The organism is Nitratireductor sp. WH36-1 (assembly GCF_058725515.1).
Genome location: NZ_CM178970.1, coordinates 3,424,339 through 3,443,225 on the forward strand (window position 1 = coordinate 3,424,339; position 18,887 = coordinate 3,443,225).

Annotated in this window: 25 protein-coding genes; 7 read left to right on the top strand and 18 right to left on the bottom strand. The window is 61.8% G+C overall.

What is annotated here, in order from left to right:
• Positions 1–140 precede the first annotated feature (140 nt).
• Positions 141–1,043, top strand: coding sequence for an EamA family transporter (locus tag AC4PTT_RS16480; RefSeq protein ID WP_492161669.1), 903 nt, complete (start codon positions 141–143; stop codon positions 1,041–1,043).
• 19 nt (positions 1,044–1,062) lie between these two features.
• Here the strand turns inward: AC4PTT_RS16480 and AC4PTT_RS16485 are convergent, their stop codons facing one another.
• From AC4PTT_RS16485 to argB, 4 genes are all read right to left on the bottom strand, one after another.
• Positions 1,063–1,374, bottom strand: a complete 312-nt coding sequence (locus tag AC4PTT_RS16485; protein WP_492161670.1) for a hypothetical protein — start codon at positions 1,372–1,374, stop codon at positions 1,063–1,065.
• Between the two features lie 140 nt (positions 1,375–1,514).
• On the bottom strand, positions 1,515–2,009 hold the full coding sequence (locus tag AC4PTT_RS16490; RefSeq protein ID WP_492161671.1) for a helix-turn-helix domain-containing protein: 495 nt from the start codon (positions 2,007–2,009) through the stop codon (positions 1,515–1,517).
• A complete protein-coding gene (locus AC4PTT_RS16495) occupies positions 2,009–2,386 on the bottom strand; it encodes a hypothetical protein (protein WP_492161672.1) in 378 nt (125 codons plus the stop codon). Before AC4PTT_RS16495 ends, AC4PTT_RS16490 begins: the two co-directional genes overlap by 1 nt.
• Before the next feature lie 206 nt (positions 2,387–2,592).
• Positions 2,593–3,486, bottom strand: a complete 894-nt coding sequence (gene argB, locus AC4PTT_RS16500; protein WP_206544701.1) for an acetylglutamate kinase — start codon at positions 3,484–3,486, stop codon at positions 2,593–2,595.
• A 192-nt stretch (positions 3,487–3,678) separates the two neighbouring features.
• Between argB and AC4PTT_RS16505 the strand changes: the two genes are divergently transcribed.
• The 4 genes from AC4PTT_RS16505 (at position 3,679) to msrB (ending at position 6,315) form a co-directional block, all read left to right on the top strand.
• Entirely contained in the window at positions 3,679–4,218 is a 540-nt protein-coding gene (locus AC4PTT_RS16505) for a sigma-70 family RNA polymerase sigma factor (RefSeq protein WP_206544700.1), read from the top strand.
• Positions 4,215–4,940: an anti-sigma factor gene (locus AC4PTT_RS16510; RefSeq protein ID WP_206554404.1), complete on the top strand. Its 726-nt coding sequence runs from the start codon at positions 4,215–4,217 to the stop codon at positions 4,938–4,940. The genes AC4PTT_RS16505 and AC4PTT_RS16510 overlap by 4 nt, the downstream gene beginning before the upstream one ends.
• A 128-nt stretch (positions 4,941–5,068) precedes the next feature.
• A complete protein-coding gene (locus tag AC4PTT_RS16515; protein WP_206993855.1) occupies positions 5,069–5,623 on the top strand; it encodes a fasciclin domain-containing protein in 555 nt (184 codons plus the stop codon).
• 182 nt (positions 5,624–5,805) lie between these two features.
• A complete protein-coding gene (msrB, locus tag AC4PTT_RS16520) occupies positions 5,806–6,315 on the top strand; it encodes a peptide-methionine (R)-S-oxide reductase MsrB (RefSeq protein WP_206554405.1) in 510 nt (169 codons plus the stop codon).
• Positions 6,316–6,356: 41 nt separating this feature from the next.
• Here the strand turns inward: msrB and yihA are convergent, their stop codons facing one another.
• From yihA to AC4PTT_RS16545, 5 genes are all read right to left on the bottom strand, one after another.
• Positions 6,357–7,004 (bottom strand): ribosome biogenesis GTP-binding protein YihA/YsxC, encoded by a 648-nt coding sequence (gene yihA / locus AC4PTT_RS16525; RefSeq protein WP_113156189.1) that lies wholly within the window; start codon positions 7,002–7,004, stop codon positions 6,357–6,359.
• 147 nt (positions 7,005–7,151) lie between these two features.
• Positions 7,152–7,460: a hypothetical protein gene (locus AC4PTT_RS16530; protein WP_206544696.1), complete on the bottom strand. Its 309-nt coding sequence runs from the start codon at positions 7,458–7,460 to the stop codon at positions 7,152–7,154.
• Positions 7,457–7,825, bottom strand: a complete 369-nt coding sequence (locus AC4PTT_RS16535) for a hypothetical protein (protein WP_206544695.1) — start codon at positions 7,823–7,825, stop codon at positions 7,457–7,459. Before AC4PTT_RS16535 ends, AC4PTT_RS16530 begins: the two co-directional genes overlap by 4 nt.
• 107 nt (positions 7,826–7,932) lie before the next feature.
• A complete protein-coding gene (locus AC4PTT_RS16540) occupies positions 7,933–8,571 on the bottom strand; it encodes a CatB-related O-acetyltransferase (protein ID WP_492161673.1) in 639 nt (212 codons plus the stop codon).
• 288 nt (positions 8,572–8,859) lie between these two features.
• Entirely contained in the window at positions 8,860–9,705 is an 846-nt protein-coding gene (locus tag AC4PTT_RS16545) for an NAD(P)H-binding protein (RefSeq protein WP_492161674.1), read from the bottom strand.
• Positions 9,706–9,808: 103 nt separating this feature from the next.
• Here AC4PTT_RS16545 and AC4PTT_RS16550 point away from each other — a divergent pair, with 103 nt between their 5' ends.
• Positions 9,809–10,432 (top strand): TetR/AcrR family transcriptional regulator, encoded by a 624-nt coding sequence (locus tag AC4PTT_RS16550; RefSeq protein WP_206544692.1) that lies wholly within the window; start codon positions 9,809–9,811, stop codon positions 10,430–10,432.
• A gap of 106 nt (positions 10,433–10,538) precedes the next feature.
• Here AC4PTT_RS16550 and yidC read toward each other — a convergent pair whose 3' ends face one another.
• From yidC to AC4PTT_RS16590, 8 genes are all read right to left on the bottom strand, one after another.
• Positions 10,539–12,356, bottom strand: a complete 1,818-nt coding sequence (gene yidC, locus AC4PTT_RS16555) for a membrane protein insertase YidC (RefSeq protein WP_206544800.1) — start codon at positions 12,354–12,356, stop codon at positions 10,539–10,541.
• The gene (gene rnpA / locus AC4PTT_RS16560) at positions 12,349–12,729 is read right to left on the bottom strand and encodes a ribonuclease P protein component (RefSeq protein ID WP_492161675.1); all 381 of its coding nucleotides are present in this window, start codon (positions 12,727–12,729) and stop codon (positions 12,349–12,351) included. Before rnpA ends, yidC begins: the two co-directional genes overlap by 8 nt.
• A 23-nt stretch (positions 12,730–12,752) precedes the next feature.
• Entirely contained in the window at positions 12,753–12,887 is a 135-nt protein-coding gene (gene rpmH, locus AC4PTT_RS16565) for a 50S ribosomal protein L34 (RefSeq protein ID WP_206544691.1), read from the bottom strand.
• Between the two features lie 217 nt (positions 12,888–13,104).
• Complete coding sequence (locus AC4PTT_RS16570; protein ID WP_492161676.1) at positions 13,105–13,731, bottom strand: FMN-binding negative transcriptional regulator; 627 nt, start codon at positions 13,729–13,731, stop codon at positions 13,105–13,107.
• Between the two features lie 117 nt (positions 13,732–13,848).
• Positions 13,849–14,748, bottom strand: a complete 900-nt coding sequence (locus AC4PTT_RS16575) for a DUF937 domain-containing protein (RefSeq protein ID WP_492161677.1) — start codon at positions 14,746–14,748, stop codon at positions 13,849–13,851.
• A gap of 147 nt (positions 14,749–14,895) precedes the next feature.
• Positions 14,896–16,269, bottom strand: a complete 1,374-nt coding sequence (locus tag AC4PTT_RS16580) for a glutamate--cysteine ligase (RefSeq protein WP_206547126.1) — start codon at positions 16,267–16,269, stop codon at positions 14,896–14,898.
• A gap of 115 nt (positions 16,270–16,384) precedes the next feature.
• Entirely contained in the window at positions 16,385–17,122 is a 738-nt protein-coding gene (locus AC4PTT_RS16585) for a 16S rRNA (uracil(1498)-N(3))-methyltransferase (protein WP_206544799.1), read from the bottom strand.
• 31 nt (positions 17,123–17,153) lie between these two features.
• Positions 17,154–17,798 carry a hypothetical protein gene (locus AC4PTT_RS16590; RefSeq protein ID WP_492161678.1) on the bottom strand — a complete coding sequence of 215 codons (645 nt, stop codon included), beginning with the start codon at positions 17,796–17,798 and terminating at the stop codon, positions 17,154–17,156.
• 146 nt (positions 17,799–17,944) lie between these two features.
• Between AC4PTT_RS16590 and AC4PTT_RS16595 the strand changes: the two genes are divergently transcribed.
• Positions 17,945–18,085 carry a hypothetical protein gene (locus AC4PTT_RS16595; RefSeq protein WP_206547124.1) on the top strand — a complete coding sequence of 47 codons (141 nt, stop codon included), beginning with the start codon at positions 17,945–17,947 and terminating at the stop codon, positions 18,083–18,085.
• A gap of 59 nt (positions 18,086–18,144) precedes the next feature.
• On the opposite strand, the gene AC4PTT_RS16600 is transcribed toward AC4PTT_RS16595, so the two are convergent.
• Entirely contained in the window at positions 18,145–18,885 is a 741-nt protein-coding gene (locus tag AC4PTT_RS16600; protein ID WP_297562429.1) for a metallophosphoesterase family protein, read from the bottom strand.
• Between the last annotated feature and the right edge of the window lie 2 nt (positions 18,886–18,887).

Genomic DNA, 18,887 nt, shown 5'->3' on the forward strand with positions numbered 1-18,887 from the left:
GCAGGCCAGCACTTGGATTGGGTCGATCCTGTCTGGGCAGAGGCCTGTAGGTGGCAGTTTTCTTTCGCTGCCGCGGTGACTATACACGTTTGCGACAACATCCCAAGGCAATTGAGCCGGAAGACGACAGAAGGCGAAGCATGGAACTCTGGATACCGATCACCATCGCCGCCGCCTTTCTGCAGAACCTGCGCTCCGTCGGTCAAAAGCACCTCAAGGGTGTGATGGGAACGACCGGCGCGACCTTCGTGCGCTTCGGGTTCGGCATGCCCTTCGTGCTCGCTCTGTGGCTGGCGCTGCATTTTGCGGCCGGATACGAGATCCCCGAAATTCACGGCACCTTTCTTGCCTGGACCATTCTTGGCGGACTGGGGCAGATTTCCGCGCAGTTTCTGCTGATCTATCTCTTTTCCTTTCGGAATTTCGCTGTCGGCACCGCTTATTCGCGCACCGAACCGGCGCAGGCCGCGATCTTCGGTCTGGTTCTGCTTGGCGAGGTCGCCGGTTTCGGCGCGCTGGTTGCCATCGCGGTGACGGTGATCGGCGTGATGCTGATTTCGGTCGCCCGGGTGCCGATGAGCTGGGGCAATCTGTTCCGCTCGCTGATCAGCCCCACGGCGCTGATCGGCCTTGCCTCGGGCACGCTGTTCGGCGTGACGGCGGTGGCCTATCGCGCGGCCTCGCTCTCGCTTGGCGGGCCGAACTACCTGATGCAGGCGACGACGACGCTCGCCGTCACCATCAGCTTTCAGACCGTCATCATGCTGGCATGGATGCTGTGGCGCGACCGCGCCGAGGTGGGCAGGATCGCGCAGGCCTGGAAGCCTTCGCTCTTCGTGGGCCTCGTCGGCGCTGCGGCATCGCTCGGCTGGTTCACCGCCATGACCCTGCAACAGGCGGCGGTGGTGAAGGCGCTGGCGCAGATCGAGATGATCTTCACCTTCGCCTCCTCCGTCTTCTTCTTCCGTGAACACATCAACCGCACGGAAGTGGCAGGCTGCCTGCTGATCGTCGCGGGCATCCTGCTGCTGGTGCTCTGGTAGGCGGCTGGCTGTTACGGCTTCAGGACGCAGTTGTCATCGCGTGAACGGCCATCTGCACGAAGGACAGGCCGAGCAGCAACAGGCCCCAGCGGAACCACCTGCGCTCCACATCGATTTCGTGCAGCGCCTGATCAAGCAGCGGCAAGGCCTGTTCATTGAATGTGGTGGGATCCTCCAGCTCGACCTGCAGGCTCTGGAAGCGGACGAGAGTGCGCCGAGAATCCGCTGATGACAGCGTGGGAATTGCCAGCGACACCGACCCCAGAAGGCCAAGAAATCCGGATAGCACCGGTGCATATGCGCCAATCAATATGTCGTACAGAAAGGCCATTGCGAGGTCCTGTAGCGTTTTTGCTTTTCCTGGAATTTCTCCAGCGGTTCATCGTTTCATGGAAACGCTGCTCCGCCCTATCTGTTTGTTTCTCCGCATTTGTGCGGACGTCAGGTGATGCCACCTGCCTGCAAAATGCTCTAAATCATCGATTCGTCCGGCAGCGGCGGCTCCTCTTTGGCGGCTAACGCCGCTTTCGGCTCCTCAGTGGCGTGAGCTTTCCGCGCTTCTTCCAGTAGCCTGGAAATGTCTTTCCCCACATGCGCCACCTCCACAGGTGTCAGCTCCGGTGCGGCAGCCGCGACCACTTCACCAAAAAGCTCCGCATCGCCACCCGGTGCAGCCAGCTCCTCAAGGGGCGCTGACGCCATCACCAGAGAACGGCCGCAGCCCGCAGCAAACACGAAAGCGATATCGACCGATGGGGTATGGTCGATCAAACCGCTTTCCACCTGTGAGATGCGTGCCTGACTGACGCCGATCCGCGCCGCCAGTTCGGACTGGGTAAGCTTCGCGCTCTTGCGCATGGCCACAAGCAAACCGGAGATGCGGCGCGCAGCTTTGGCGCGCGCACGCGCAAAGCGCAGCTTCGGATCGCTTTCGATCCTCTGCAGCTCCTGCTCAAAACTTTTCATTACAGACTCCATTTTCGAGCCTTTCCAAGCCTCACGCGCTCACGCGCAGCATCCAGAAGCGTATTGCGGCCACACCGGCTCCAGATGCGGGAATCAAAGGTTTCAGACGCGGCAAGAACGACATCGCGTGTCTGCCTCCGGCCATCGCCCGGCACTGTGACGACCATTCGGAACTTCGCGTCCTGAAAAAGGAAGACATCACCCGCATGGAACCATGCAACATGAGGGAGGAAACCCCGTCTGGTGATACGAAGGAGCTCGTAGAAGCCATTGACGATGCCTGCACTCTTGTCGACATCGCCCGTATAGGTGTCGCGCAGGGTGCAAAGCTCACCAGCGGCATCGAAATCGTCTCCAAAGTAGACCCAAATCGCCACTTTCACCCCCTCAATATAATGTATGCCTTATATTTTGTCCAATAATTCTCGCAGAACGCTCCTGCGCGCCAAATTGGACGCGCAAGGGTGATCTAAGCCATTGTTGAAGCACCGGAATAGCCCGAAAGACGGAATCCGCCTCCCGGTCCGATACTCTCAGTGCTGGGATGGTACCCTATTGCGGGTTCAGTTCACAACGCCATCCCTTACGGAACGATCAGCGTGCCCGCGCCATGCTCGGTGAAGAGCTCGAGCAGCACGGAATGCGCGGTCTTGCCGTTGAGGATGACGACACCCTCGACGCCCCGCTCAATCGCCTGGATGCAGGTTTCAACCTTGGGGATCATGCCGCCGGAAATCGTGCCGTCCTTGATGAGCGCGCGCGCTTCGGCGACCGTCAGCTCGTCGATCAGGTTCTTGTCCTTGTCGAGCACGCCCGGCACGTCGGTCAGGAACAGGAGGCGCGTGGCGCGAACGGCACCGGCGATGGCGCCGGCGAACGTATCGGCATTGATGTTGTAGGTGTGACCGTCGCGGCCGGGCGCGACCGGAGCGATGACGGGGATCATTTCAGAATGGGCCAGAAGGTCCAGTAAAGTGCGGTCGACCTCCACCGGCTCGCCGACGAAACCGAGATCGAGCACGCGCTCGATGTTGGAATCGGGATCGACCACCGTCTTGTGCGCCTTTTCGGCAAACACCATGTTGCCGTCCTTGCCGCACAGGCCGATGGCCCATTCGCCCTCGGCATTGATGAGCGCCACGATTTCCTTGTTGATGGAGCCGGCAAGCACCATCTCGACGATCTCCACGGTCTTCGCGTCGGTCACGCGCAAGCCGCCCTCGAACTTCGATTCGATGCCCATTTTCTTGAGCATGGCCGCGATCTGCGGGCCGCCGCCATGAACGACGATGGGACTGACGCCGGACTGTTTGAGGAGCGCGATATCGCGGGCGAAAGCCTGCCCAAGCGCATTGTCGCCCATGGCGTGACCGCCATATTTCACGACGATGGTCTTGTTCTCATAACGCTGCATGTAAGGCAGCGCCGCCGAAAGAAAGCGCGCCTGTGCTTCTGCAGTTTCCGTCATGTCCGTCATCGCGTTATTCCCCAAAGTCAAAACGGCGGTTTCATAAAGCATTTTTCGCAGCAAGTGAAATGATCTTGCATGCCCCGGACACAAAAAGCCTGATCCGCGCGGCAGTCGCCCCCTTGCCTTTGTCTGTGCGCGCGCTAGCTGTTCTGCAAACCCGCCTTCCCACAAGTCGACAATCCGCCTAATCTTCCGCCCATGACGCCAGATGAGATAACGAAGCTGATCTTCAGAACCGCGCTCCGGGAGCGTGCGGCGTTCGATCTGCTTTATCGGCACACGAGCGCGAAACTCTTTGGCGTCTGCCTGCGTGTCTTGAAAGACAGGGCGGAGGCCGAAGAGGCGCTGCAGGAAGTCTATGTGAAGATATGGACCAAGGCCGACCGGTTTGCCGCGTCGGACCTGAGCCCGATCACCTGGCTCGTGGCGGTGGCGCGCAATCACGCCATCGACCGGCTGCGGGCGCGCAAGGCCCCGACGGAAGAACTGGATGAGGCGAACGCAATTGCCGACCCCGCGCCGACCCCCGAGGCCATGGCTCAGGCCGGCAGCGAACGGCGGCGCATTGACGCCTGCCTTGCCGAACTGGAGGCCGACCGCGCCACGGCGGTGCGGGGAGCCTATCTCAACGGCGACAGCTATGCCGAACTTGCAGCACATTTCGACGTGCCGCTCAACACAATGCGAACCTGGCTGCGGCGCAGCCTGCTAAAGCTCAGGGAATGCCTGGAACGATGACGGTGGCAGACGAACACGGACCGGACAGACGCGACGAGGACGATCTCGTTGCAGCCGAATATGTGCTGGGCGTTCTCGCTGCCGATGAGCGCGCCGCTGCCACGCGCCGCATCGAGATGGAACCCGAATTCGCGCGCCTCGTGGAACGGTGGGAGGCGCAGCTTGCCCCCATGGCCGACGCCTATGAACCGGCGGAAGCGCCCGCCCGTGTGAAGACAGCCATCGATGCAAGCCTGTTCGGTGCGGGCCCGCAGACCAGCCGACCGGGGTTATGGTCGAGCCTCGCATTCTGGCGCGGTTTCGCCGTGGCGGCGCTTCTGGCCTTTGCCGCCTATGTCGCGCTGACCTATACCAGCCTGCCCTTCGGCGCACCGCCGGTGGCCGAGCAGCGTTTCGTCGCCTCCCTCGCCCATGACGACACGGATGTGCGTTATCTCGCGGTCTATGACGGGACGAAACGCGATGTCTCGCTCTCGCATGTTTCGGGCGCGCGGCCCGATGGGCGCGACTTCGAACTCTGGGCCATAGAGGGCGACAATGCGCCGGTTTCTCTGGGCATCATTCCGGTCGGGTCCAGCGTTCACGTTGCGCTGAGCCAGGCGCTCGGTGAGGCCATCGACGCCGGTGCGGTCTTCGCCATCACCACGGAGCCGCTGGGCGGATCGCCATCGGGCGCGCCGACGGGTCCGGTGGTTGCGCTCGGCGACCTGCGCGACATCTGATTTCGGCCTTCTTCAAAAAAAATCGAACTTTTTTTGAAACTCTCCGCAGAAGGCATCCGTGGCTCCTCGTGTTCCCAAAAGGGCCGGCCATGAAGGCGGTCCCGCAAACGAACCTGAGGAGTTTAGACATGCGCAAGTTCACTGCTTCCCTTCTCGCCGGCTCGCTCGCTCTCGCTTTCACGGGATCGGCTCTGGCCGAAAACCCGATGGTTGGCGGCGCAGCCATGTATGCCGACAAGAACATCGTCGAAAACGCGGTCAACTCGAAAGATCACACCACGCTGGTGGCTGCCGTGAAGGCTGCAGGCCTGGTCGACACGCTGTCCGGCGAAGGCCCCTTCACCGTGTTTGCACCGGTCAACGCCGCCTTTGAAAAACTGCCGGACGGCACGGTCGAGACGCTGCTGAAGCCGGAAAACAAGGACCAGCTTTCCACGATCCTGACCTGTCACGTGGTCGCGACCGAAGCCATGTCCGATGCCATCGGCAAGATGATTTCCGATGATGGCGGCAACCACCCGGTCAAGACCGTTGGCGGCTGCATGCTGGAAGCCAAGATGGACGGCGACAACATCACCCTGACCGATGAGAACGGCAATGTGGCGACTGTGACCATTGCCGACGTCGACCAGTCGAATGGCGTCATCCACGTCATCGACACGGTGCTTCTGCCGAAGGGCTGATCGCAGATTGCTTTCAGGCATCTGGCACGCATCTGGAGGGCGGCTTCGGCTGCCCTCCAGTACCCCTCATCTCACACCGACTTGACTTGGAGGTGATGGATCACCGGGCTTAGGGTCGGCCCGAATCCTCCCCGGTTTTCCCGGCGTTCACTGCACGACATGATGTGCGAAGGAGTTTGACGATGAGACGGCGTAATTTTCTTTATGGCGCGGCGGGCGCTTTCGCGACCCTGACCGGAGGCGCATTTCTGGCGCACAGGCGCCCCGGCGGCAGCGCCATGGCCGAGACCTTCGAGATCACGAAGACCGAAGACGAATGGCGCGCCATCCTGACCGAACAGCAGTTTGCGGTTCTGCGCGAAGAAGCGACGGAACGGGCCTTTACGAGCCCGCTGAACAATGAGAAGCGCGCCGGGCTCTTCCATTGCGCAGGCTGCGACCTGCCGCTCTATTCATCTGAAGTGAAATACGATTCCGGCACCGGCTGGCCAAGCTTCTGGGAAGCGCTGCCGAACGCCATCGGCACGCGGCCGGACAACTCGCTGTTCATGACCCGCACCGAGTGCCACTGCCGCCGCTGCGGCGGCCATCTGGGCCACATTTTCGATGACGGACCGCAACCGACCGGCAAGCGCCACTGCATCAATGGCGTGGCCATGCAGTTCAGGCCCGGCCCCACAATGCCAAGCTAAGTCTGCGCCCAGCTAAGTCTGCTCATTCTCGCCTTCGCGCGTCAGCCGTCCGAGACGGCGCGCGCGATGGCGTTGCGCAGTTCGTCCATGCCATGCCCCTTCTCCGAAGAGGTGGCGACGATCTCCGGATAGGCTGCGGCGCGCTTCTTCAGCTGCGCTTCGGTATCGGCAAGCAGCCGCACCACTGCGGGCGGTTTGATCTTGTCGATCTTGGTGAGCACCACCTGATAGGAAACGGCAGCCTTGTCGAGCAGGTCCATGACCTCCTCGTCATTCTTCTTGATGCCGTGGCGTGCGTCGATCAGCAGGAAGACGCGCTTCAGCGTCACCCGGCCTCTCAGATAATCGAACACCAGTTCCGTCCAGGCGTCGACCTGCGCCTTGGGCGCCTTGGCGAAGCCATAGCCCGGCATGTCGATGATCGCCATGGGCGGCATGTCGCCATCGGCGCCGGAATAGCCATCGGGGACGAAGAAGTTCAGTTCCTGCGTGCGGCCCGGCGTGTTGGAGGTGCGCGCAAGACCACGCTGCGCGATGAGCGCATTGATGAGCGACGACTTGCCCACATTCGAGCGACCGGCGAACGCCACTTCGGGCGGCCCTTCCGGCGGCAGAAACTTCATTGCAGGCGCGCCGCGCAGGAACACCCACGGCCGCAGGAAACTCGTTCGGTCGATTTGCCGGCCGATCTGCTGCTCAGTCTGCGCGTTGCCGGTGGCTGCGCCATCTTCTGATGCGTTCACGCCATCATCTCCATTATCGTTCAGATGACGGCATCAAGACTGGCGAGGCTTTTGTCAACAGCGCTGTTGGGGAAACCGCACCGGACGCACCGCTCAGGCGGTGCCGAGAACCTGCATCGCGCCGAGGTCGCGGCGGCGCGGCTGGCGGCTCGCCTCGAGCAGAGCGCGGCCCAGATAGTCGAGATCGGCGGCTTCCTGCGGCTGCCATCCGCAGGAACAGGAGCCCGGCCCCTGATGCGCATCGGCCGTTTCGCGATAGATCACGCCAATGGCCCGCACGGCCTCGCGCATGACGATCATCGGCGGCAGGCCCGTGCGCTGCATGACCTCGCTCATTTCCTTCATCAACTGCATGCGCAGATGCATTTCCGCCTCTTCGCGGCGACGCTCAAATCCAGTCATCTGTGAAACGCAGTCCCTTCTAATTGCTTGGCTGGCCGGTGCGGGAGCGAGGCGACGAAATTCATGCCCGCAGATGCGGCGTGCAGCTCCCGGCACGCCTCATCGAGTTCGCGCATGGCCTCGAACAGCTTTTCCCGATCCCGGCAGTGCGCGTCGAACAGGGCAACGAACAGCGTGTTTGCGCTGTCATGCGGCTCCGGCGCGTCGTTTGCGCGGGAAAGGCTTTCTGCGGCGGCGGCCTTGGCCGCCTTCACCTTGGAGCGCAGGCGCTCGACACGCAGGAGCTTGCCGCGATGACGTTCCAGCTCCTGCGTTTCGCAAGGATGGTGAGGTGCAAAGTCACCAATCGGATCCAGATGTATCATGTCGCCTGTCTCTCGGCTTTCCGCCCCGAAGGTTCGGAGCGACCCGACCACAGACACAATGCTTTACTAAAAAAGTCAAGTTTAATGAGAAAGGGATGAAGGCCGCCTCAGCGGGCAGCCTTCAGGGCCTCCAGATCCGCACCGCGAATGGCCGCAAGGTTGCGGCTGATCTTCTCGGTGGGCCAGGACCACCATGCGATTTCGAGAAGCGCCGCCACGGTTTCCGGCGCAAAGCGCACGCGCAGGACACGGGCCGGATTGCCCACGGCAATCGCATAGGGCGGAACGTCGGAGGCGACCACGGCGTTCGCGCCGATCACCGCCCCGTCGCCAATGGTGACGCCCGGCATGATCTGCGCCTGCCGGCCGATCCACACATCGTTTCCGACAATCGTGTCGCCGCGCCCGTGCTCCAGATAGGTCCGGGCGTCGAAACCTTCCTCCCAGCCATTGCCGAAAATGTTGAAGGGAAAGGTGGAGAAGCCGGTCATGAGGTGATTTGCGCCGTTCATGATGAACGTCGCGCCATGGGCGATGGCCACGAATTTGCCGATGACCAGCCGGTCGCCCAGAAAGTCGAAATGGTAGAGGACATTGTTCTCCTCGAAACGCTCCGCGCCCTGCGGATCGTCGTAATAGGAGAAGTCGCCCACCTCGATATTGGGACGGGTGATGAAATTTTTCAGGAATACGGTGCGGGGAAAGCCGGCCATGGGATATGGCGTGGCGGGATTGGGTCCGTGCATGAGGACCTCCTTGATCTCAACAAAGGGGAAGAAAACACCGCCTCCGGCATGCGGAAAACGGACCGGACCTGAAGTCACGGCGGCGTGTCTGTTGCGGTCCCCTTAGTTGTTCATCGAAGGCGCTCCCTGATTGCGGCCCCCTTCATAGCGGAGGCGCGGCGCGCGGGCAACAATGGCAAAACGTCAGGAAGACGCCGCCATGACGCCCGCTCCAGCGTGGCAAGAACGGCCAATGCAAAGAGCGGACGGTCATGACGGCATCCTCATCAGGTTTGCGTTGAGCGTGGATCAGGCGACATCCCAGACGCCGGTCTGCGCCGTGCGGCGGACAAAATCGGAGAAGTCGCGCGGCGGGCGGGCGAGCAATTTCTCGACATCGTCACTCAAGCTTTCATTGCGCCCGTCCAGAACCTCGGTGAACAATTCGCGCATGAGGGCCACAAGCGGCTCCTCAAGCCCCTGCTGGCGCGCGCCTTCCACGAAGACGTCGACCGGGATCTGAATGAAGCGGATGTCGCGCCCGCACGCCTGCCCGATCTCGCTCACCATGTCGTCAAAGCGCATGGAACGCGGGCCTGTGAGCGTGTACGCCCTGCCCGCATGACCTGGCTGCGTGAGCGTGACGAAGGCCACGTCGGCGATATCCTCAACGTCGATGAAGGGCTCGCGCACATCGCCGACGGGCAAGGCGAGTTCGCCGGCCAGGATCGCATCGAGAAAGAAGGCTTCGCTAAAATTCTGGAAGAACCAGTCCGCGCGCAGGATCGTCCAGTCGGCCCCGCTCTGCATCAGGAGCTGCTCTGCGTGCTCGGCTCCTTCTTCGCCCCGGCCCGACAGAAGCACCAGCCGCTTTACGCCTTTCTCCAGCGCGCGCTTCGCAAACGCATCGACCGTCTCGGCAGCGCCCGGCACCGCGAGGTCCGGATAATAGCTGACATAGGCGGCGCCCACGCCATCAAGCGCTGCATCCCATGTCTCTGGCTTTTCCCAATCGAACGGGATCTCGCTGCTGCGCGAGACGGCGCGGACGGGAATGCCCGCCTCGCTGAGCCGCGCCGCAACGCGGCGACCGGTCTTGCCCGTGCCGCCGGTCACGAGAATGGGTCGGGCTGGGTCGATCTGCTGGTCTGTCATGCTGGCCCCCATAAAGTGATAAACTCTCACATTTGCAAATGTGATAAATCCTCATATTATTGATGTCAACAGCAATGTGAGCATCCCTCACAAAAGGATTTCAATGTCTGAGACGGAAACCGGCCACGGTGCCAGCATTCGCAAGAGGCCCATGCAGAAACGCGCTCAGGAGCGCGTGGAGCGCATTCTTGCGGTGGCGACACAGATGATTGCGGAAGCAGGAAGTGATCAGCTCAGGATGAGCGATGTGGCCGCGCGGGCGGGCATCTCCATCGGCTCGCTTTACCAGTATTTCCCGGACAAGGCCGCCATCGTCCGTACGCTGGCCGAGCACTACAACGAGGCGGGCCGGGATTGTATCTGTCAGGGGCTTGATGGCGTCTCCAGCCCGAGCGAGCTGGAACAGGCTTTCACGGAGCTGATCGACGAGTATTACGCGATGTTCCTCTCGGAGCCCGTGATGCGGGACATCTGGTCGGGCACGCAGGCCGACAAGGCGCTTTGCGATCTGGATCTGGAAGATGCGCGCGCGAATGCGCAGGAACTGGCTGCTGCGATGCTGCGCGCCAAGCCAGCGCGCGACCCGGACGCCACGGCCTCCACCGCCCTTCTGATCATCCATCTGGGCGAGGCGACCATGCGGCTGGCGATCCAGATGCCTGAAGCGGAAGGCCGCCGTCTTGTGGACGATTACAAGCGCATGGCGCTGCGCGAACTGCTCGATTAAACGCGCCGGACCTCCAGCATCCGCGCACCGTCGGATGAAGCGCGGCGGGCAATTGTCCAAAACAAAAAAGCCCCGGTCAAACCGGGGCTTTTTCTTTGATTACCGCCTATTCGGCAGGTTTTGGCTTCTTCTTGAACAATCCGGCCAGATTGTCCCAGAGCTCGATCTTCGCGCCCTGGCGCTTCATGATCACGCCCTGCTGGACGATGGAGAGGAAGTTGTTCCATGCCCAGTAGATCACCAGACCGGCCGGGAACGTGGCCAGCATGAAGGTGAAGATCACCGGCATCCAGTTGAAGATCATGGCCTGCGTCGGATCCGGCGGCGTCGGGTTCATGCGCATCTGCAGGAACATGGTGACACCCATGATCAGCGGCCAGACGCCGATCATCAGGAAGGCCGGAACGTCGTAAGGCAGCAGACCGAACAGGTTGAAGATCGACGTCGGATCGGGAGCCGAAAGGTCCTGAATCCAGCCGAAGAACGGTGCGTGACGCATTTCGATGGTGACGTAGAGCACCTTGTAGAGCGAGAAGAACACCGGAATCTGGATCAGGATCGGCCAGCAGCCGGCCAGCGGATTGATCTTCTCTTTCTTGTAGAGCTCCATCATCGCCTGCTGCTGCTTCATCTTGTCATCCGCATATTTCTCGCGGATTTCGAGCATGGCAGGCTGAACCTTCTTCATGTTCGCCATGGACTTGTAGGACTTGTTGGCGAGCGGGAAGAAGATGAGCTTGACGACAACCGTGGTGGCCAGAATGGCCAGGCCGAAATTGCCAAGCAGTTTGTACAGCCAGTCGATGAGGAAGAACATCGGCTTGGTGAGGAAGTAGAACCAGCCCCAGTCGATCAGAAGCTCGAACTGGCGCACGCCATCGGCCGTCTCGTAGGCGTCGACAACATTGACCTCTTTCGCACCGGCGAAAACCATCAGCTCAGAGGTGACCGAAGCGCCATCGGCGACCACGATCTCGTCGGTCAGATAATCGGCCTGGTAGCGCGGGGTGGTGTCGCCGGAATAGGTGTAGCGCGGCTGGAAGTCCTGACCGGTACGGGGGATCATCGTGACCGCCCAGTACTTGTCGGTGATGCCGAGCCAGCCATCGGACGACTTGCCGGGCGTGATGCGCTTTTCTTCCTCGACGTCGGAATAATCGATTTCCTGCAGGCCTTCCTCGCCGGTCACGCCGATGAGGCCCTCATGCAGAATGTAGATGCCGGAGGTCGCGGGCGTGCCGATGCGGGTGGTGCGGCCATAATTGCGCAGCGCAACCGGAGCGCCGGAAGCATTCTCCACCGCGTCCGACACGGTGAACATGTAATTGCCATCGACCGAGAAGGTACGATTGAAGGTCAGGCCCTTGTCGTTGGTGAAGGAGACCGTGACAGGCGTATCGGGGGTGAGAACCTCGCCCTCGGTGATGGTCCACTGGGTGGACGGACCCGGCAGCGCGCCAGCGGCTTCCGAACCCACATAGCCGGTCTCGACATAATAGCCGTCAGGACCGGTCGAGGGGTTGAGAAGCTGGATGTTCGGCGAATCCTTGTCGACCGTGACCCGGTAATCCTTGAGGAGCAGGTCGTCGAGACGTGCGCCGGTCAGATTGATGGAGCCCGAAATGCGCGGCGTGTTGATCTCCACGCGCTCGCTGCCGGCAATCGCCGTCTCGCGGTCGGCAGGCACGGCCGCCTGACCGGCAGTTCCCGGCACCGCACCGGCTCCGCTGGTCGGGGTGGGAATATCGCTGTTCTCACCGTTGGATTGCGCAAGGGCCTGTGCGGCTTCCGCGGCCTGCTGCGTTTCGATCTGCGCGATCTCGCGCTCCGACTCAATGCGCGGGTTCATGTAGAACACCTGCCAGAGCGTCAGGATCACCACGGAGAGCGCGATCGTGATGAGAAAATTGCGATTGTTATCCATCAAGGTCCTTGCCCTTTCCGCGCCGGTTCTCGGTTTCTCCGATACGGCGGGAAAGCTCGTCTTTCAGGGAGGCGAACGGTGCATCAAGCACAGAACGCCGCGCCACGATCACATAATCCTTGCCGGCGGCCATGTCGTGGACCGCGTGGAGGCGGCAGGCTTCTTTGAGCCGCCGGCGCACGCGGTTTCGAACAACCGCGTTGCCGACTTTTTTCGTTACCGTGATGCCCAGCCGCGGCGGACTTTCATCCCCACGATCAAGCACTTCCAGCAAAAAAAGCCGCCCGCGCCGTTTTTCACCGCGACGGACAGCCAGAAATTCGGCGCGTTTCTTGAGACGCGCCGGGGGTGGGACGGCTGGCCGGTCCGTCATCTTTCCGGCCTCGCCTCCGAACCTTATGCGGACAGCCGCTTGCGACCACGGCTGCGACGCGCTGCAATAACGCGGCGACCGCCCTTTGTGGCCATGCGGGCGCGGAATCCGTGCCGACGCTTACGAACGATCTTGGAAGGCTGATATGTACGCTTCATTTATTTAATACCGCGGAGTGCGGCCCTTCTTTATTCTGTTTCTTTGAACAGGAGCTTCGCTTTTTCGGGCATGTCCGAAGGCGTGACAACACGCCGCCAGACGCAAGGCCCAAGCGTGGCGGGCTTATAGGATTATGGATGCGTTGAGTCAATCAAAACGGCGCTTCACAAGCATTACCGCGTCAAACGGTCCCCATGTGAAATGCGGGACGGGGCTTCATTCCACCGGAATTTTCCCTGCAACCGCCCTCTCGGAGGCGTGAGAACTGCCGGCCATTCCTTCTGCGACACCGGCCCTGTCTGCGGCGCTGCGGTTCTGGCTCATCTTGTTCTTGCCCTCAAGACCGGTGATGGGAAGCCGCAGCCCGATGATCCCGCGTAACTGCCCCCTGAGGAAGGGCGCAGGCGCATCCGACACCGACCAGACGTCGGGTCGTTCGGCCTCGTGGAGATTGGTCAGCCGCTCCACCACATCGCGAAGCCGCGCCTCATCATCGAAGAATTCGATCGGGCCGCGCGCGTGAACCGCACTGTAATTCCAGGTGGGGACGACCTTTCCATGCTCCTTCTTGGAAGCATACCAGGACGGCGAGACATAGGCGTCCGGCCCCATGAAGATCGCCAGCGCGTCACTCAGCGGTGCATCCTTCCACTGCGCATTGGCGCGCGCGAAATGACCGTAAAGCGTGCCGAAAGGGCCTTCGGTTTCGTCAAGGAACAGAGGCAGAGGGCTGGCATGCAACCCGTTGGCCCCGAAGGTTACGACATTGGCGAGCCGCGCCGCACGCATCAGACCGTGAAGCGACGCGAGTTCTTCAACGCGAAAGGCGGGCGGACAATACATCAAGGCTCATCTCCTCCGGGAATGAACCAGACATAGACCGCTTCGCCATCGGGCAAAAGAACTGCGGCCACCTTGCACAACCGGAAAGCCGCTGTGGCGTAACAGGCTGCAGAGAGATTAGCGGTGGCGCTCCATGCCCTGCCGGAACTGCTCGAAAATGTTTTCCACGCCGCGCTCATAATCGTCGCGCGTCTGGCGTCCGGTCTCGAACATCTGGCCGAACAGATCGTCATAGGGATTGCGCGGGCGCCCGCTTGGATTGGGCTCAGGCTCCGGTTCGCGGCGGGTCTGCGATGCGCCCTGACCGCCCCTCAGGAACTGATCGAAAATATCGCCAAGCGGGTTGTTGCCCTGCCCGCCGGAGGGAGCGCTGCGCCCGGAAGAACCGCCTGCGCCGCCACCGAACATGCCTTCAAGGATCTGCCCGAACGGATTGTCTGAAGGGCTCATGCCCGAAGGCGCGCGGCTGCGCGACTGCGTGGAACCCGGCTGCTGGCCCATCTGGCGCATCATCTGCTCCATCAGGTCACCCAGCATGCCGCCACCACCGGCCTGCGCCTGCGTCTGTGCCTGGCGCGGCTGCGCGCCGGGCATCTGGCCGGTCGACTGTTTGAACAGGCCACCCATGATCATGGAGGCGAGCACCGGCAGCATCTGCTTGATCATGTCTTCGCCAAGCCCGGTCGCCTGCGCGGCGTGGCTGGCCACGGCGCGGCTTACATCCTTGGAGCCGAAGAGATGGCCAAGAATGCCATTGCCCTCGGTCATGCCCTGCGCGCTGAAGGCGCTTGCCGCATCCTCGAAATATTTGGCGTGCTGGCCCGACGCGAGCGCGCCAAGGAAATTGCCCGCGCCATAGGGGTCGGCGGCGTTGCGCTTCAGACCCTGGCTGAAAGCCGGCAGAAGCGCTTCCATGGCCTGCTGCGCCTGATCCTGCGAAATGCCGAACTGCCGGGCGAACTGGTCCACGCCCTGTCCCTGACCGGCATTGTTGAGCATCTCGAACAGCGGAAGCATGGGCATCTCCTTAGTAATCCCGCCAGTGTCATCCCAAGGGTGACAGGCGGATAGCAAACCATTGTTTCAGGAAGATAACCCGACAAGCGCGCTTTGTCTTTGCCGACCCGAAAAGCCTGTCCGAAAAAACGCCCGGTCCGGGCAGGCTTAGTAGGCTTGCTCGAGGAACACCGGTTCGATGGAGCGGTCCCAGCGCGTGTTGAACGCGTTGGCGAGCTCCTGCGCGCTCGTGGTGCCGCGGGCCACGATCTCATCAAGCGGGCTGAGGAAGCTCGCCTCGTCATAGCCTTCCGGATTGAGACATTTGCGGGCGGAAAGCCCTTTGCGCGAAATGGCCAGAACCTCGCGCGCAACCTCACGCAGGTCGTGATTGCGGAAACGCGTGGCAAGACCTTCCGTCGGCACGGCGTTGCGCATCACCTCGATCTCCTCGAACGACCAGTCCGAAGTCAGATCATGGGCGGCGTCGAGCGCGGCCTGATCGTAGAGCAGACCGACCCAGAAGGCCGGGAGCGCGCAGATGCGCCGCCACGGGCCGCCATCGGCGCCGCGCATTTCCAGGAAACGCTTGAGGCGCACATCCGGGAACAGGGTGGAAAGATGGTTCGACCAGTCGCCAATGGTGGGCAGGCCGTCGGTCACCTCATCCTTCAGCGCGCCATTCATGAACTGGCGGAAGGTGACATGCGTACAGTCGTGATAGCGGCCGTCGCGGATGATGAAATACATCGGCACGTCGAGCGCCCACTCGACGTAATCGGCGAATCCGAAATTATCGGAGAACACGAAGGGCAGAAGGCCCGAACGCTGATTGTCGGTGTCGCGCCAGATCTCGCCGCGCCATGACTGGTAGCCGTTCAGCCGGCCTTCGGTGAACGGAGAATTGGCAAACAGCGCCGTGGAAAGCGGCTGCAGGCGCTGCGCGACCTGCATCTTGCGACGCATGTCGGCTTCGGTCTCGAAGTCGAGGTTAACCTGAATGGTGCAGGTGCGGTACATCATGTCGAGGCCCTGTGTGCCGACCTTCGGCATGTAGGCGGTCATGATCTTGTAGCGCGATTTGGGCATCTGCGGCGTTTCGGCCAGCGTCCATTTGGGACTGCCGCCGAGACCGAGGAAGCGAATGCCGAGCGGCTCTGCGATCTCGCGCAGCTGCGCCAGATGGGCATTGCCCTCGCGGCAGGTCTGGTGGAGCGTCTCCAGCGGTGCGCCGGACAATTCGAACTGTCCGCCCGGCTCCAGCGAGATGGCGCCCTGCCCCGTCGGCTCGACAAGACCGATGATGTTCCCGTCATCATTGATCGGGTCCCATCCGAGAACGCGCTGCATGCCTTCCAGAACGGCCTTGATGCCGCGCTCGCCCTCATAGGGAACGGGGCGATTGCCATCGACATAGAAGGGGAATTTTTCATGCTCGGTGCCGATGCGCCATTTCTCGCGCGGCTTGCAGCCCTTCGCGAGATCGTCGGCAAGCTCTTCGACCCGCTCGATCGGCCGATTGTCGGTGGTGTCACGGGCCATAACTGCTCTCCTGGCAAACCATCAGCGATCTGATGGACCATGCTGACAATCCGCTTCAAGTAAAAAGTGCTGACAGGAGCGTCAACCTCTCTTCACAAGCGCTTTACTACTCCACTCATTCCCAGTCGCCAACGCTTGCCTGAATGACGGCGAGCGCGGCAACGGCTGCCGTGTCGGCGCGCAGAATGCGCGGGCCAAGCGGAATGGATGTGACGAAGGGCAAAGCGCGCAATTGGGCGCGTTCCGCGTCGGAAAACCCGCCTTCCGGCCCCACAAGCAGCGCCAGCTTCTTCTCGGTAACGCCCGAAAGCGCCTGCATGGGATTGTTGGTCGCCGCATCCTCATCGCAGAAAATGAGACGCCGTTCGGGATCCCAGTCGGCAAGAAGCCGGTCGAGTTTCACCGGCTCCAGCACCTCGGGCACGGCCAAAATGCCGCACTGCTCGGAAGCCTCCATCACATTGGCCTCGAGGCGCTGCGTGCCGGGTTTGGCCACCTGGGTGTGCTGGGTGATGACCGGCTGGAGACGCCCTGCCCCCATTTCCACGGCCTTCTGCACCAGATAATCGAGCCGCCCCTTCTTCAGGGGAGCGAAGCAGTAAAGCAGGTCGGGCAGCGGGGTCTGCGGCCGGGCCTGTTTCGTCATGCGCAGGCGCACCGACTTGCGGCCGGCTTCAATGAGCTCCGCATGCCATTCGCCATCGCGGCCATTGAAGACGAGAACCTCGGCTCCCTCGCGCAGGCGCAGAACATGGCTGAGATAGTGGGCCTGTTCCCGGCTGGTTTCCACCTCGGCGTCGGGGGCGAGTGCGGCATCGATGAACAGCCGCTGCAATTTGTAATTCGCACGCATGGCGGTCTGATGGTGGATCGGCGATGCCGCGTCAAGAGGCGAGGCTGTCATGCCAGACCGGCGCGTAACCGGCCTCAAGCGCCGAGATGCTCAAACGCGGCGTCAGTAGCTGGACGACGGGTGGCAGGCTCTCGAGGGTGCGGGCCGCGCCATATCCCGCGAAGCCCCATTCGTGAAGAACACCGGAACGCAGCGCATGGGCTCTCTCGCCAATGGCGATCATTGCCCCGTCGGGCAGCTTTGCGACCTGCGATGCGGAGAGCTCCACGGGTGTTCCGGTGACGGCATAGCGCTGCGCATGCAGGATGGCGTCCGCCTCCGGTGCTTTCATCTGCGGAGACCGGCTGGCCTCGCGCGCGCAGTTCATGAAGCGCGTGGCGGGCTCCCTGCGGCAATGGAAGCAGGGCCGATGGCCTGCCGCCAGCGCCGTGACCTCATCGAGAAAGAAGAGCTCGGTCCAGCCCGCCCCGCCGGAGGGCCCGTTGCGGCCCATCACCTCGCGATGCCGCCCCCTGAAACTGCACTGACAGATGATCCACGCTTTGGTTGTCCAGCGGCGGCGCAGGAGCGTCTTTGTGTCAGGATCATGAATCACCCCACGATTGCCGGTGAAGAGGCCGCGCGCATGGGTTGTAATCAATTGCCCGAATGGATTAACGCGATTCTGCAGACTCATTCGGTTTTCCACCAATTTCGGGACATGTCATAAAGTATGTGGGTATTGGCGTATAATGTGTTTCAATCTTAAGCTGTTTTCGTTTATAGCAGCCTCCGCGGCATGGGGAGCTGCTTTTTGTTGACCTTCAAGGGGACTTTGGCCGGATGACAATCGGGCGTGCAACTGTCGTGTTTCTGATTACCGTTTCAGCGTTCACACTGATTGGAGCAAGACTCCTTTCGGCAGGCGCCACCGGCGACCACCATCCCGTGGATGGCTACGGCATCTCCACCGCTGTCGACTAGACTTCAATCTGAGCGCAGCCAAACAGCGCGCTCAGTCGTGATCCCACAGGCCGCCTTCCTCAACAGGCGGCCTCGATCAGCACTTTCTCCCGCCCCTCCATTCTGAGAGCCGTCAACCGACCGGTGTGCCATGCGCCCGTGTCGAGATTGACCCTGTTGCTGCAAATCTCCGGCGCGCGCACCGGCGTGTGCCCGTGTACAATGAGCTTGGGGTGCAGCCCCTCATGCGCGTGAAATGCACGCCTGATCCAGGTGAGGTCGTCGGGCGTCTGATCTTCCAGCGGTACGCCCGGACGAATGCCGGCGTGGCAGAAGAAGAAATCACCGAACGAAACGGAATATGGCAGGGTCGCGAGCAAGGCCCTGTGGCGCTGCGGCACCGCGCGCACAAGGGCGGCATGCCCCGGCTCCATCGCTTCGCGTGAGGTCAGGTCGATTTCCACGCCATAGGAAAGCGCCGTCTCGAACCCGCCATGGCAGGAGAAGAGACCGAACGGATCGGGGTTCGACAGGAAGTCGAGGAACCCCACATCATGATTGCCGGCAAGCGCGATGACACGCGGGTCGCTCTCGCGCAGATTGGCGAGATATTCGAGCACCCCGCGCGAATTGGAGCCGCGATCCACGTAGTCGCCCAGATAGATGATGCGCCAGTCGGCAGGCCTGTCATGGAGAATTTCCTCCATGAGCCGCGCATGCATCGCGGCCAACAGATCATGCCGGCCGTGAATGTCACCCACCGCATAAAGGCGCATGCCCTCCGGCGTCGAAGCCTCATTGCAGGAGACCCCGACCGCCATGG